This window comes from Pseudomonas sp. TE3911 (assembly GCF_054062775.1).
In genome coordinates, this window is the sequence record NZ_JBSSFP010000001.1 from 2,329,804 (window position 1) to 2,343,106 (window position 13,303).

The following is a 13,303-nucleotide window of genomic DNA, read 5'->3' on the forward strand; positions in this document are numbered from 1 at the left end:
TAGGCAGCAGCGCCGTGGGCGGGTTATCCGTTTTCAGCAGAGTTGCGTACGGCGCAGGGTCTGTGAAGGGGTTTCACCAAACAGGGTGCGATAGTCACCGGAGAAGCGGCTCAAATGCCAGAACCCCCAGCGTGCCGCGACGTCCTGTACGTTCAGGGATTGGGTGCTCATTCGCAATTCACGACGCACTGCATTGAGGCGCAACGCACGCAAATACGCCACCGGACTGATCCCCAGGGTTTCCTGGAAGCAATATTGGAGTTTGCGCCGGCTGGCGCCGATGTGGTTACACAGGTCGAGGATCGACAACGGCTCGTCGAGGTGACTCAGCGCGTATTCCCGTGCGCGGTCGACCATCCTTTTGCGCGCGGTGGGGTTGAGCGGTGGCGCGTGATCCGGCGCAATCAGCTCAAGCACGTGCAGCATCACCGAATCCCGCAGGCCACGGCGGATCGAATCGTGTCCCAGCAACGCATCCCGCGCTTGCTCGGAGCCGGACAGTGCCTCGAACAGCGCCGCGAGTTCAGCCTGCACAGACGAGTCACCCAAGCGGTAACACTTGGGAAGATCGGTAATTCGAAAGTGGCTGCCCTGACGCTCCAGCACATGCTCAAGGACGTGCTCGTCAATGGCCACACTGAGCAAATCCAGGTGTTGGGGAGTGTGCAACTCAGGAAGATGCTCACCGTGGGCGACCAACAGGCTTGGCTCATGGATCGGATGCCCCGAGCAATACACCGGGCCATCGGCACTCAAGGGGATGCTGAAAGTGATCGCGCCTTTCCACGCCATGCCACTTTTGATCATGGCCTGATTAGAGCGGTCGCGGGCCAATTGCATCCAGTCCGACCGGAACGCCACCAACTCCCCTTCAAAGGCCCCCGCAGACACTTGATCGTAGCGAACCTGCCAGCCGTGCATATTGCGAGCGTGCTCGTCGATATCGCGGGTCAGAAAACGTTGGAGCGCTGGCGCCCCTCGGGCAACCACCGCGGCCTCAGGCATCAGCACATTATTGTTGTTCATGGACCCAACCTTTTTCAGTTGCAAGGCTTACCGGTCAGGTACGAGGCAAGTTCCATTCCGAACTCAGGTGATGCGGCACATTTGTGCCGAAAACGGATAGCGATCGGTGCTGCGCGGGGCGAACACATTCACTTATTAACTAAATTTAGCCCATCAAGGCTTTATGTTTTTCAGCTCGTTGAGCAAACCCAGCAGTTGCTCCATTTTTTCCGCGCCAAACTGTTCCTCGATTTTCTGGTAGTTGCTTTCCATGCCTTCACTCATGGAAACGAAGCACTGCTGGCCGCGTTCGGTGAGGGCGACGAACACGCGGCGCTGATCCTGGCTGGACTTCTGCCGACGCACCAGGCCGTCACGCTCAAGGCGACTCAGCACGCCAGTCATGCTCGGTTTGAGAATGCATGCCTGCTGGGCGAGTTGATGGCTTTCAAGTTCACCCTGCTGGCGCAGTATGCGAATGACGCGCCACTGTTGTTCAGTCAGTTCGTGCTGGTTCAGGGCGGGTCGGAAAAAAGCCATTGCGGCTTCACGGGCTTGCAGCAAGGTCAGGGTCAGCGAAGGTCGGGGGTTGGCCATATCGGCACCACTTGAGGGGGCGAGTCGGCAGCTTAGTGTCGCCGGCCTGTCCGTGCAAGCCGCGCGCAAGCCTGTGAAAAGTGCAATCGGTTCCGTGTAAAAGCCATTCTGTCGCACCGCTGCGCTGGTCATGCTGATCCGTACAAGATCAACAAGATCAAGGCGCAGTTCCCCATGCCTGTCTCAACGCAGCCCCAATTGTCGCTGGCGGTACTCCCCCGGAGTGAGCTGTGCGTAGCGCTGGAAAAACCGACTGAAGTAGGCCGGGTCCTTGAAGCCGAGCTGGTAGCAGATCTCGTTGGCGGAGCTGCCCGTGAACATCAGCAGCCGCTTGGCCTCCTGCATCAGCCGCTCCAGGATCAGGCGCTTGGACGGCAGGTCGGCGATGCGCCGGCACACATCGTTGAGTCGCGCCTCGGTCACCCCGATGCCTTGCGCATACCGGGACAAGGGCCAGTGTTGCTGGTAGTGCGCTTCGATCAGCTCGTTGAAACGGTGGAAAATCCTCAAGTCTTCGTGCCGCGCAGGCGTGGCTTTCAGCGAGTGGGAGCACAGCCGCAGCAGGCTGATCATGATCAAGCGCGTCAGGCTGTCCAGGGCCGCACTGTGCCCTGGGCGCTGGGCCTCGACCTCTGCACTGAGTTCCTCGAACAGAAAATCCAATCGACGGACCTCACTCGCGTCATGCAGGCCCAACTGCGCCAGCGCCACGCACGCGGCCGGGAGTTGCGCGCCCGCCGGCGCCAGGCTGGGATCAGCATCGATCAGTTGCCAGACCAGTTGCTGGCGCACCGTCAACACATGCCCGTCACTGTCGGCCTCGGTCACAAAGGAGTGCGGCACCGTGGGCGGCGTGAGAAAGAACATCGGCCCGGACTCGACGTATTGCTGGTCGTCCAGATACACCCGCACCGTACCGCTTTTCACGTAGTGAACCTGGAAGAACCGGTCGTGCCGGTGGATCGGCATATTGCGCCCGAAGAAACCCGCAAGGTTGGCCAGCCGGTCGTAGTGGACCTGCGCGTCGCTGTAGCGCTGGTCGTACACCTGGCCAATGTTGATGTTGGGAATGGGTTGTCGGTCGGTCATCGCACGCTACTCATTTTTATTCTGATTGCCGGGGTGCTGCCACGCTCATCCTGCACCGATTTGGGCAGCGCAACCACCGCGAGAACAGTCTGCCACGCTTGACGATAGTTAACATCTTAATTATAACTGTTAACACATTAACAATATTCAGAGCCTCCCCATGGCTCTGCCAGGAGAAAGCATGAGCCATGCCTTGCATGACGTCGCGACCGGCACTCTTTTCGGTGTGGCGCTCAACTACCAAGGGCTGCTGAAGCAGCGCCTCGCCGAATTCGAACAGCCTCCATATCAGAAGCCGCCGGTCAAACCGGTGCTGTTTATCAAGACGCCCAATACGCGCAATCAGCACGGTGCAGCGGTGGTGCATCCAGGCCAGGGCGAGCGCCTGCAACCCGGCCCAGCCCTGGGCGTGGTGATGGGCAAGAGCGCCAGCCGCGTCAGCCAGGGCGACGCACTCGATTACGTTGCCGGATTCACCGTCATCAATGAATTCAGCCTGCCGGAAGACAGCTACTACCGCCCCGCCGTCAAAGCCAAATGCCGGGATGGCTTCTGTTCCGTCGGGCCCGAATTGATCCCTACCGCCCAAGTCACTGACCCGCATAGCCTGGCGATCACGCTGTACGTCAACGGCGAGATTCGCCAGCAAAACACCACGGCTAACTTCGTGCGCAACATTCCTTTGCTCATCGCCGAAATCAGCGAGTTCATGACCCTGCACGCTGGCGATGTGTTGGTCACTGGCACTCCGGAAGGTCGCGTGGATGTGCTGCCGGGTGACACCGTCGAAGTCGAAATCAGCGGTTTGGGCCGCCTCGTCAACCATGTCGTGGCCGAGTAACAGGAGCTTCCATGAAACACGCCCGTATCCAGTTTGAAGGCGAAGTGCACCTCGCCCATGTCGAAGACCACAACGCCGTGCGCCTGGCCGATGGCCGCCTGCTGGCCGAACATCAAGTGCAATGGCTGCCACCGGCCACAGGCAGCATGTTTGCCCTGGGCCTGAACTATGCCGATCACGCCGCCGAGCTGGCGTTCACGCCGCCGACCGAGCCGCTGGCCTTCATTAAATCTCCAGGCACTTACACCGGTCACAACCAAGTGACATGGCGCCCGGACAACGTCGCCTACATGCACTACGAGTGCGAGCTGGTGGCCGTCATTGGCAAGCCCGCGCGCCACGTCAAGCGCGAAGACGCCCTGGACTACGTGGCGGGCTACACGGTGTGCAACGACTACGCGATTCGCGACTACCTGGAAAACTACTACCGCCCCAACCTGCGGGTGAAAAACCGCGACGCCACCACGCCTGTCGGCCCGTGGATCGTCGATGTGGCCGATGTGCCAGACCCAAGCAACCTGACCCTGCGCACGTGGATCAACGGTGAACTGCGCCAGGAAGGCAGTACCAGAGACATGATTTTCGACATCCCCTACCTGATCGAATACCTGTCCAGCTTCATGACCTTGCAGCCCGGCGACATGATCGCCACCGGCACGCCGGAAGGCCTGGCCGACGTGGTGCCCGGTGATGAAGTGATCGTGGAAGTCGAAGGCGTCGGCCGCCTGGTCAATCGAATTGTCAGCGAAGCGGCGTTCTTCAACGCCCGTAAAGAGGCTTGAGCAGCATGATCAAACATTGGATCAACGGCCGTGAGGTCGAAAGTAAAGACGTGTTCGTCAACTACAACCCAGCCACCGGTGAAGCCATCGGCGAAGTCGCCAGCGGCGGTGCCGAGGAAGTCGCGCAAGCTGTGGCCGCCGCCAAGGAAGCCTTTCCCAAATGGGCTGGCACACCGGCCAAAGAGCGTGCGCGCTTGATGCGCAAGCTGGGCGAACTGATCGAACAGAACGTGCCGCACCTGGCCGAACTGGAAACCCTCGACACCGGCCTGCCGATTCACCAGACCAAAAACGTGCTGATCCCCCGCGCCTCGCACAACTTCGATTTCTTCGCCGAAGTCTGCACACGCATGGACGGGCACAGCTACCCGGTCGATGACCAGATGCTCAATTACACCCTGTACCAGCCAGTGGGTGTATGCGCGCTGGTCTCGCCGTGGAACGTGCCGTTCATGACGGCTACCTGGAAGACCGCGCCGTGCCTGGCGCTGGGTAATACTGCCGTGCTGAAAATGTCTGAATTGTCGCCATTGACCGCTAACGAACTGGGGCGCCTGGCCGTCGAAGCCGGCATCCCCAACGGCGTCTTGAACGTGATCCAAGGCTATGGCGCAACGGCGGGTGATGCGTTGGTGCGTCACCCGGACGTGCGCGCGATTTCCTTCACCGGCGGCACCGCCACCGGCAAGAAAATCATGCAGACCGCCGGCCTGAAAAAGTACTCCATGGAACTGGGCGGCAAGTCGCCGGTGCTAATCTTTGAAGATGCCGACCTGGAACGCGCCCTCGATGCCGCCCTGTTCACGATCTTCTCCCTCAATGGCGAGCGCTGCACCGCCGGCAGCCGCATCTTTATCCAGGAAAGCGTCTATCCGCAGTTCGTCGCCGAGTTTGCTGCGCGCGCCAAACGCTTGATCGTCGGCGACCCGCAAGACCCGAAAACCCAGGTCGGCTCGATGATCACCCAGGCCCACTACGACAAGGTCACCGGCTACATCAAGATCGGCCTCGAAGAAGGCGCCACCCTCCTCGCCGGCGGCCTCGAACGTCCGACCAACTTGCCGGCGCACTTGAGCAAAGGCCAGTTCATCCAACCGACGGTGTTCGCTGACGTGAACAACAACATGCGTATTGCCCAGGAAGAAATCTTCGGCCCGGTGGTGTGCCTCATTCCCTTCAAGGACGAAGCCGAAGCCCTCAAACTGGCCAACGAAACCGACTATGGCCTGGCGTCGTACATCTGGACCCAGGACATCGGCAAGGCGCATCGTCTGGCCTATGGCATCGAAGCCGGGATGGTGTTCATCAACAGCCAGAACGTGCGCGACCTGCGTCAGCCGTTCGGCGGCGTGAAAGGCTCCGGCACCGGCCGTGAAGGCGGCCAGTACAGCTTCGAAGTGTTCGCCGAGATCAAGAATGTGTGCATCTCGATGGGCAGCCATCACATTCCACGCTGGGGCGTTTGAGTCACATCAGCCCCCTAAGACAACAACAATAATTTCAGGAGAATCATCATGGGCGAAGTCGTCCTGGCGGCGAAAATCTGCCACGTTCCCTCGATGTATTTATCGGAGCTGCCCGGCAAGCACCATGGCTGCCGTGAAGCAGCGATTGCCGGTCACAAAGAGATCGGCCGCCGCGCCCGCGAACTGGGCGCCGACACCGCCGTAGTGTTTGACGTGCACTGGCTGGTCAACAGCGCCTATCACGTCAACAGCGGTGAGCACTTCAAGGGCACCTACACCAGTAACGAGCTGCCGCACTTCATCAAGAACATGGACTACGAATACCCAGGCTGCCCGGAACTTGGCGAGTTGATCGCCGCCGAGGCCAATGCGGCCGACGTGCGTACCCTGGCCCACAACATCCCCAGCCTGGAGCTGGAATACGGCACCCTGGTACCGATGCGCTACATGCACATGGGCGTACCGGACGCGCAGAAATTCAATGTGGTATCGATTGCCGCCTGGTGTGCCTGGCATCGCCTGCAAGACAGCTTCACGTTCGGCGCCGCCGTGCGCCGGGCCATCGAGAAGAGCGACCGCAAAGTCGTGGTGCTGGCTTCCGGCTCACTGTCGCACCGGTTCTCCGACGACCGTAATGCCGAAGCCAATATCCATAACTGGACGCGCGAGTTCGACAAACAGGTCGATCTGCATGTGGTGGAGCTCTGGCGCCAAGGCCGCTGGAAAGAGTTCTGCGCGATGCTTCCGGACTACGCCGAACACTGCTTCGGCGAAGGCAAGATGCACGACACCGCGATGCTTCTCGGGCTACTCGGCGGGCCGGATTACGACAAGCCTGCCGAAATCATCACCGCCCCGTTCGGCAGCTCAGGCACCGGGCAGATCAACGCCATTTTCCCCGTTTGACCGTATGGCCGCACGGTGTCCCCGCGCGGTCTGAAGGAGCCGTCCATGCCCCACTTCATCGCTGAATACACCGACAACATCGAGCAGCAGGCGGACTTGCCTGCCCTGTTTGAAAAAGTCCATGCCACCCTGGGCGACAGCGGTGTGTTCCCGCTGGGCGGCATCCGCAGCCGAGGCGTGCGCCTGGATACCTGGCGCATGGCCGACGGCAAGCACGACTACGCCTTCGTGCACATGACGCTCAAGGTCGGCCATGGCCGCGACCTGGCGACCCGTCAGCAAGTCGCCGAACATCTTTTTGAGGTGATCACCGCGCACTTTGCCGAGCTTCAGGCCCAACGCCTGCTGGCCCTGTCGTTTGAAATGATCGAGCTGCACGAGCAGCTCAACTTCAAGCAGAACAACGTGCACGCCTTCCTCAAGGCCCAGCTGGGCTAGCACGCCCTGCCCGTTCACTCCATCGGCCTTCTCAGACAAAAAGTATAAAACCATGAGCACAGCCAATATCGCCGACAGCCTCGGCAGCGTCGCCCGCGACCGCACCCACAGCACCATCACCTGGCGGCTGATGCCGCTGTTGTTGATCTGCTACCTCTTTGCCCACCTCGACCGCATCAACATCGGCTTCGCCAAGATGCAAATGAGCGCCGACCTGAATTTCAGCGACACGGTCTACGGCTTCGGCGCCGGTCTGTTCTTTGTCGCCTACGCGCTGTTCGGCGTACCGAGCAACATGGCCCTGGACCGTGTGGGTCCCAGGCGCTGGATCGCCACGTTGATGGTGGTGTGGGGCGCGCTGTCGACCTGCATGTTCATGGTCGACAGCGCCACGGGCTTCTATGTGCTGCGCTTTTTGCTCGGAGTGGCCGAGGCGGGTTTCTTCCCAGGCATCCTGGTCTTCCTCAACCGTTGGTACCCGGCGGGTCGGCGTGCGCAAGTCACCGCCTTGTTTGCGATTGCGGTGCCCATGGCCGGGGTGATTGGAGGGCCACTGTCGGGCGGCATTCTTGAGCACTTCCATGACCTGGGCAGCCTGCGCGGCTGGCAGTGGATGTTTGTCATCGAGGGCGCGCCGGTCATCCTGCTCGGGCTGGTGGTGCTCAAGTGCCTGCCGGACAGTTTCGAGACCGTTACCTGGCTGACGCCCGCGCAGAAGCAACAACTGCGCGAACAACTGACGAAGGAAGAACAGCGCAAATCGATCACCTCGTTCTCCGCGATTCTGCGTAACCCGCAAGTCTGGCTGTTGGTGGCGGTGTATTTCGCGGTGATGCTGGCGGTCAACACCCTGGCGTTCTGGATGCCAACACTGATCCACGGCGCCGGGGTCGGCAGCGACGGCAAGGTCGGACTGCTCAGTGCAGTGCCGTATCTGGCGGGTTGCTTTTTCATGATCGGCTGCGGGCGTTCGTCGGATCGCCAGCGTGAACGCCGCTGGCACCTGTGCGTGCCGTTGCTGATGGCGGCTGCCGGTATTGCCTTCGCCGGGCTCGCTCCAGCCAACCCGACCCTGGTGCTGAGCGGCCTGATCCTCGCCGGCATGGGCGCCAGCGCGGCATTGCCGATGTTCTGGCAGTTACCTCCGGCGTTTCTCTCCAACACCACTCAGGCCGCCGGCATCGCCTTGATCAGTTCCTTCGGCAGCATCGCGTCTTTCCTTGCGCCCTATCTGATTGGCTGGATGCGCGACACCACCCACAGCGCCAGCCTGGCCCTTTACGCCCTGGCGCTGCTTATTGCACTCGGTGGCCTGCTGGTGCTGCGCACCCAGGCCGCCATCGTCAACCCTCACTGAGAGACCCTTGTCATGCTTGATCAACAGCTCATCCAGCAAGCCGCCGCCCGCCTTGACCAGGCCGAAAGGTCACGGGAACAGGTGCGCCAGTTTTCCCTGGAGCACCCGACGATCACGATCGAAGACGCCTACGCCATCCAGCGCGCCTGGGTCGCCCAAAAGATCAAGGACGGGCGCAAGCTGGTCGGCCACAAGATCGGCTTGACCTCCCGCGCCATGCAAGTGTCGTCCAACATCACCGAGCCGGATTACGGCGCGCTGCTCGATGACATGTTCTTCGATGAAGGCACCGACATCCCCTTCGAGCGCTTTATCGTGCCGAGGGTCGAGGTGGAGTTGGCGTTCATCCTGGGCAAACCGCTTAAAGGCCCGAATGTGACGGTGTTCGATGTGCTGGACGCCACCGAGTGGGTGATCCCGGCGCTGGAGATCATCGACGCGCGTATCCAACAGGTCGACCCGCACACCAACGCCACCCGCAAGGTGTTTGACACCATCTCCGACAATGCCGCCAACGCGGGCGTGGTCATGGGCGGACGCGCCGTGCGCCCCACCGAAATCGACCTGCGCAAAGTGCCGGCAGTGCTCTACCGCAATGGCGTGATCGAAGAATCCGGCGTATCGGCCGCCGTGCTCAATCACCCGGCCAAGGGCGTGGCCTGGCTCGCCAATAAACTCGCCGCGTATGACGTGACCCTGCAACCTGGGCAAATCATCCTCGGCGGTTCCTTCACCCGGCCGGTGGCGGCCAACCCTGGCGATACCTTTCATGTCGACTACGACATGCTTGGCTCGATTGCCTGCCGCTTCGTTTAACAGGAGATCGCTCGATGGACATGCCTATCAACACCTTCAAGCAACGCCTGCACAGCGGTGGGGCCCAGATCGGCCTGTGGTTGGGTTTATCCGATGCCTATTGCGCAGAACTGGCCGCCAACGCCGGGTTTGACTGGCTGCTGATCGACGGCGAACACGCGCCCAACGACCTGCGCGGCATGCTCGGCCAGCTCCAGGCCGTGGCGCCCTACCCCAGCCACCCGGTGATCCGCCCGGTCATCGGTGACACCGCGCTGATCAAACAAGTGCTCGATATCGGCGTACAAACCTTGCTGGTGCCCATGGTGGAAAGCGCAGCGCAGGCACGGGAACTGGTCAAGGCGATCCACTACCCGCCCAACGGCGTGCGCGGCGTCGGCAGCGCGCTGGCACGGGCATCGCGCTGGAACAGCATCCCCGATTACCTCGACAAAGCCGACGAGCAGATGTGCTTGCTGGTGCAGATCGAAAGCCGTGAAGGCCTGGCCAACCTGGATGCGATTGCGGCGGTAGAGGGCGTGGATGGTGTGTTTATCGGCCCGGCGGACCTGAGCGCCTCGATGGGTTTTCGCGGCAACCCCGGCCATCCTGACGTGCAGGCGGCGATTGAACACGCCATCGCCCGTATCCGCAGCGCCGGCAAGGCCGCCGGCATCCTCAGCGCCGACCAGAATTTGGCGCGGCGTTACATCGAACTGGGCGCGGCGTTCGTCGCAGTGGGCGTCGACACCACCGTGCTGATGCGCGGATTGCAAAGCCTCGCGGCGGCCTTCAAAGATGCACCGGCGCCCACAAGCACTGCCGGTGCTATCTACTGACGCTGTGGTATTCGCGTTTGCTTTGGCTTTGCCGTCAAACACGCTGTCCGAACGCAGGCTTGAATCCGTGGGCTAACCCGGCAGGACGCCGGGTTAGCCCTATCAACGCTTGAGCGTCTTCAGCTCATTGAGCAACGCCAGCAACGTCTGCAACTTCTCCTCACCAAAGCCCGCCTGCAGACGCTGATAATTCGCCTCCATGCACTGACTCATCGAGGCAAAACACGCCTGACCTTTGTCGGCCAACCGCACCAGCACACGCCGCTGGTCCTGCTGCGCCTTGCGCCGTTCAACCATGCCCGCGGCCTCCATACGAACCAGCACACCGGTCATGCTCGGTTTGAGGATGCACGCAAGCTCCGCCAGACGATTAATCTCCAGCTCATCGTGCTGGCTCAGGATGCGAATGACCCGCCATTGCTGCTCGGTCAAACCGTGTTGGTTAAGCGAAGGACGAAAAAACCCCATGGCGGCTTCACGCGCTTGGAGCAAAGTAAGGGTCAGGGATTGGCGCGGTTTGGGCATGGGTGCAGGCGTCGCAATTAGTTAACAGATTAACAACATTCTAGCACCCGCGACTGATCACCGTGTGCCGCTTTACCGCCTGGCCGGCTCCAGGGTGGACAGTGGCAGCCTGGGTCAAGACCGACGGCACACAGAATCAAGACACCTACCGCTCGGAAGGCAGTTAATAGACCCCAACAGGCACAGAGCTTCTTGTCGGCTCTGCAGTGAGTTCCCCTTCACTTTTCCAGGCTGCGCCATGATCAATATCGAAACGCCGACCTACTACTCGGCAACCAAAAAATACAACCTCAGTTTCCCAACCCTCGAACAGGACGTGGAAGCGGATGTGGTAGTGATTGGTGGCGGTTTCTCCGGCATCAACACCGCGCTGGAACTCGCTGAAAAAGGCATCACCAATATTGTGGTGCTGGAAGCGCGCTACCTGGGCTTTGGTGGCACGGGTCGCAACGGCGGGCAAATCATGGCGGGGATCGGCCATGACCTTGAAAAGATCAAGCAACAAGTGGGCGACGAAGGCCTGCGCCAGATCTTTGAAATCAGCGAGCTGGGCGCCGGGATCATCAAGGACCGCATCGCCAAATACTCGATTGACGCCGACTTCTGCCACGGCTACGGCTACATGGGCTTCAACGCCCGCCAGGAAAAAACCCTGCGCGCCTGGGAGAAAGACTTCAAGTCGATCAATACCAAAGACGAAATCCGCTTTATGGCAGGGTCCGAGGTCAAGCAGATCATCGGTTCCGACGCCTATACCAGCGCGCTGCTGCACATGGGCGGCGGCCACGTGCATTCGCTCAATCTGCTGCTGGGCGAAGCCAAGGCACTGGCCGGCCATGGCGTGCGCATCTTCGAACACAGCCCGGCCCTGGACGTCAGTTATGGCGAGCGCATCACCGTGCGCACCGGCCGCGGCTCGGTCAAGGCGTCCAAGTTGCTGTGGGCCTGCGACAGTTTCCTCAACAAGCTCGAACCCGAACTGCACAAGACGACCGTTAACACCTACGCCTTTCAGTTGATGACCGAACCGTTGTCGGACGAGATGATCCATCGCATCAGCCCGATACGCGGCGCCTACAGCGATATTCGGCCGGTGATCGACTACTACCGCGTCACCAATGAAAACCGCCTGCTGTTCGGTGCCGCCACGCCGTTTGTCGAGCACATCCCGCTGGACCTCAAAGCCTGGAACCGCAACCTGATGCTGAAGATTTTCCCGTACCTCAAGGACGTGAAGATCGACCTGGCGTGGGGCGGGCCGATGGCGACCGGGGCCAACCTGTTTCCGCAGATCGGCACCCTCAGTGGTCGCCCCAACGCCTTCTATGTGCAGGGTTACGCCGGCTTTGGCGTCACGCCCAGCCACATCATCTGCAAGGTCCTGGCCGAAGGCATGAGCGAGGGTTCATCGCGCTATGACCTGATCAGCTCGGTCAAGCATGCGCAGATCCTGGGTAAGGACCATATCCGCCCACTGCTGCTGACCGCCGGTAAAAGCCTTCATCAACTGTCGGGTTACTTCAACGGTCGCCGTTGATGCCCACCGTTTCATTCTCAGGAGAACTGCCATGCCCGTTACGACGCTCAAGAAAGACATCCAATTATCCGACCTCGATGCCTGGGGCACCGTCGCCGACCTTGGTTCCGAGATCCTCGAAGGTGAAGTCAACGCCTTCGGCAAAATGACCTTTGGCGCACCGACCGACCCGGTCAGCAGTGCCTATTTCGGCACCACCCAAGGCAAGTTCCGCATGGTCTATCCGTTTGCCGAACAGGCCACCGTGGTCACCGGCGAAGTGGTATTGACCGATGAAAGCACCGGCCAGAGCAGCCGTTACAAGGCCGGCGACAGCTGGTTCGTGACCAAGGGCACGCCGGTGCTGTGGGAGATTGTGAGCGAGAGCTTTGTGAAGCACTATTTCGCGGTTGTTTGATGGTTCTGCCTGCCGGCTTCGGTCGGCAGCATTTTCTCCGGCGCAGGTGACCGACCATGCACGCCATCCCCGCTCAGGAAGTCGCCGGCCATTGCCTGCAGGCTTTCACCCAGCTCGTCCCCGCCAGCCAGGCCGCGTTTTATTGTGTCGACCGCCAACTCCAAGCCCGCGATTTCCAACTGCAAGGCATGAGTGGCGAGATGCACCGCGACTACCTGGACAACTACCGGCAATTCGACCCGTTGCAGCCGCGCAATTGCCTGTCCACCGGGCTGGCCGTGGTGCCGCTGGGTTTGGCCATGGCCCGCCAACCCCAGCGTGACAGCCGCCGCTATCGCGACTTCCTGCAGCGCTACGGTGTAATCGATGTGGTGGAGATCGTTGCCCATCGCGCCGACCAACCCCAGGCGGCCATCTCGTTACTGCGCACTGCCGAACAAGGCGCCTTCACCCCCGACCAATTGGCGCAGCTCACTGCCTTGCAGGCCCTGCTGCAAATGGCAGTGGCCAATATGCAGCCCTGTGAGGATGCATTCGCCGCCTTCACGCCCAAGGAGCGCCAGATCGCGTGGTTATTGCGTCAAGGCGCGAGCAACAAGCAACTGGCCCTGGAACTGAACGTGGGCCTGCCCACCATCAAGACCCACCTGATCCACCTGTTCCGCAAGGCGGGCGTGAGCAGCCGCACCGAACTGGTGGCGACGCTGTTTCTGTAGCGGGCTCAACCCT

Annotated in this window: 15 protein-coding genes; 11 read left to right on the forward strand and 4 right to left on the reverse strand. The window is 60.9% G+C overall.

Annotated elements, in window-relative coordinates; all coding sequences use genetic code 11:
- Nucleotides 1-33 precede the first annotated feature (33 nt).
- The 3 genes from ACVWXD_RS10570 to hpaA form a co-directional block, all read right to left on the reverse strand.
- Nucleotides 34-1,026, reverse strand: coding sequence for a helix-turn-helix domain-containing protein (locus ACVWXD_RS10570; RefSeq protein ID WP_401379538.1), 993 nt, complete (start codon nt 1,024-1,026; stop codon nt 34-36).
- 153 nt (nt 1,027-1,179) lie between these two features.
- Nucleotides 1,180-1,602: a homoprotocatechuate degradation operon regulator HpaR gene (gene hpaR / locus ACVWXD_RS10575; protein WP_032891392.1), complete on the reverse strand. Its 423-nt coding sequence runs from the start codon at nt 1,600-1,602 to the stop codon at nt 1,180-1,182.
- 183 nt (nt 1,603-1,785) lie between these two features.
- On the reverse strand, nt 1,786-2,691 hold the full coding sequence (hpaA, locus tag ACVWXD_RS10580) for a 4-hydroxyphenylacetate catabolism regulatory protein HpaA (protein WP_032891391.1): 906 nt from the start codon (nt 2,689-2,691) through the stop codon (nt 1,786-1,788).
- A 181-nt stretch (nt 2,692-2,872) separates the two neighbouring features.
- Here hpaA and ACVWXD_RS10585 point away from each other — a divergent pair, with 181 nt between their 5' ends.
- The 8 genes from ACVWXD_RS10585 to hpaI are packed head-to-tail and all read left to right on the forward strand — an operon-like array spanning nt 2,873 to nt 10,115.
- Entirely contained in the window at nt 2,873-3,532 is a 660-nt protein-coding gene (locus ACVWXD_RS10585; RefSeq protein ID WP_179179016.1) for a fumarylacetoacetate hydrolase family protein, read from the forward strand.
- Between the two features lie 11 nt (nt 3,533-3,543).
- Nucleotides 3,544-4,314 carry a fumarylacetoacetate hydrolase family protein gene (locus tag ACVWXD_RS10590; RefSeq protein ID WP_457370978.1) on the forward strand — a complete coding sequence of 257 codons (771 nt, stop codon included), beginning with the start codon at nt 3,544-3,546 and terminating at the stop codon, nt 4,312-4,314.
- Between the two features lie 5 nt (nt 4,315-4,319).
- On the forward strand, nt 4,320-5,780 hold the full coding sequence (gene hpaE, locus ACVWXD_RS10595) for a 5-carboxymethyl-2-hydroxymuconate semialdehyde dehydrogenase (RefSeq protein ID WP_457370979.1): 1,461 nt from the start codon (nt 4,320-4,322) through the stop codon (nt 5,778-5,780).
- A 48-nt stretch (nt 5,781-5,828) separates the two neighbouring features.
- The gene (gene hpaD / locus ACVWXD_RS10600; protein WP_032891387.1) at nt 5,829-6,686 is read left to right on the forward strand and encodes a 3,4-dihydroxyphenylacetate 2,3-dioxygenase; all 858 of its coding nucleotides are present in this window, start codon (nt 5,829-5,831) and stop codon (nt 6,684-6,686) included.
- A 45-nt stretch (nt 6,687-6,731) separates the two neighbouring features.
- A complete protein-coding gene (locus tag ACVWXD_RS10605) occupies nt 6,732-7,124 on the forward strand; it encodes a 5-carboxymethyl-2-hydroxymuconate Delta-isomerase (protein WP_095184846.1) in 393 nt (130 codons plus the stop codon).
- 52 nt (nt 7,125-7,176) lie between these two features.
- A complete protein-coding gene (locus ACVWXD_RS10610; protein ID WP_260366908.1) occupies nt 7,177-8,481 on the forward strand; it encodes an MFS transporter in 1,305 nt (434 codons plus the stop codon).
- 12 nt (nt 8,482-8,493) lie between these two features.
- On the forward strand, nt 8,494-9,297 hold the full coding sequence (gene hpaH / locus ACVWXD_RS10615; protein WP_032891384.1) for a 2-oxo-hept-4-ene-1,7-dioate hydratase: 804 nt from the start codon (nt 8,494-8,496) through the stop codon (nt 9,295-9,297).
- 14 nt (nt 9,298-9,311) lie between these two features.
- Nucleotides 9,312-10,115 carry a 4-hydroxy-2-oxoheptanedioate aldolase gene (gene hpaI / locus ACVWXD_RS10620; protein ID WP_457370980.1) on the forward strand — a complete coding sequence of 268 codons (804 nt, stop codon included), beginning with the start codon at nt 9,312-9,314 and terminating at the stop codon, nt 10,113-10,115.
- 102 nt (nt 10,116-10,217) lie between these two features.
- Here the strand turns inward: hpaI and hpaR (ACVWXD_RS10625) are convergent, their stop codons facing one another.
- Nucleotides 10,218-10,640 (reverse strand): homoprotocatechuate degradation operon regulator HpaR, encoded by a 423-nt coding sequence (hpaR, locus tag ACVWXD_RS10625; protein ID WP_032891381.1) that lies wholly within the window; start codon nt 10,638-10,640, stop codon nt 10,218-10,220.
- Nucleotides 10,641-10,878: 238 nt separating this feature from the next.
- Between hpaR (ACVWXD_RS10625) and ACVWXD_RS10630 the strand changes: the two genes are divergently transcribed.
- The 3 genes from ACVWXD_RS10630 to ACVWXD_RS10640 are packed head-to-tail and all read left to right on the forward strand — an operon-like array spanning nt 10,879 to nt 13,290.
- Nucleotides 10,879-12,177: an NAD(P)/FAD-dependent oxidoreductase gene (locus tag ACVWXD_RS10630; protein WP_122753248.1), complete on the forward strand. Its 1,299-nt coding sequence runs from the start codon at nt 10,879-10,881 to the stop codon at nt 12,175-12,177.
- Nucleotides 12,178-12,208: 31 nt separating this feature from the next.
- Nucleotides 12,209-12,574 carry a cupin domain-containing protein gene (locus ACVWXD_RS10635; protein WP_032891378.1) on the forward strand — a complete coding sequence of 122 codons (366 nt, stop codon included), beginning with the start codon at nt 12,209-12,211 and terminating at the stop codon, nt 12,572-12,574.
- A 56-nt stretch (nt 12,575-12,630) separates the two neighbouring features.
- Nucleotides 12,631-13,290, forward strand: a complete 660-nt coding sequence (locus ACVWXD_RS10640; RefSeq protein WP_457370981.1) for a helix-turn-helix transcriptional regulator — start codon at nt 12,631-12,633, stop codon at nt 13,288-13,290.
- Nucleotides 13,291-13,303: the final 13 nt, after the last annotated feature.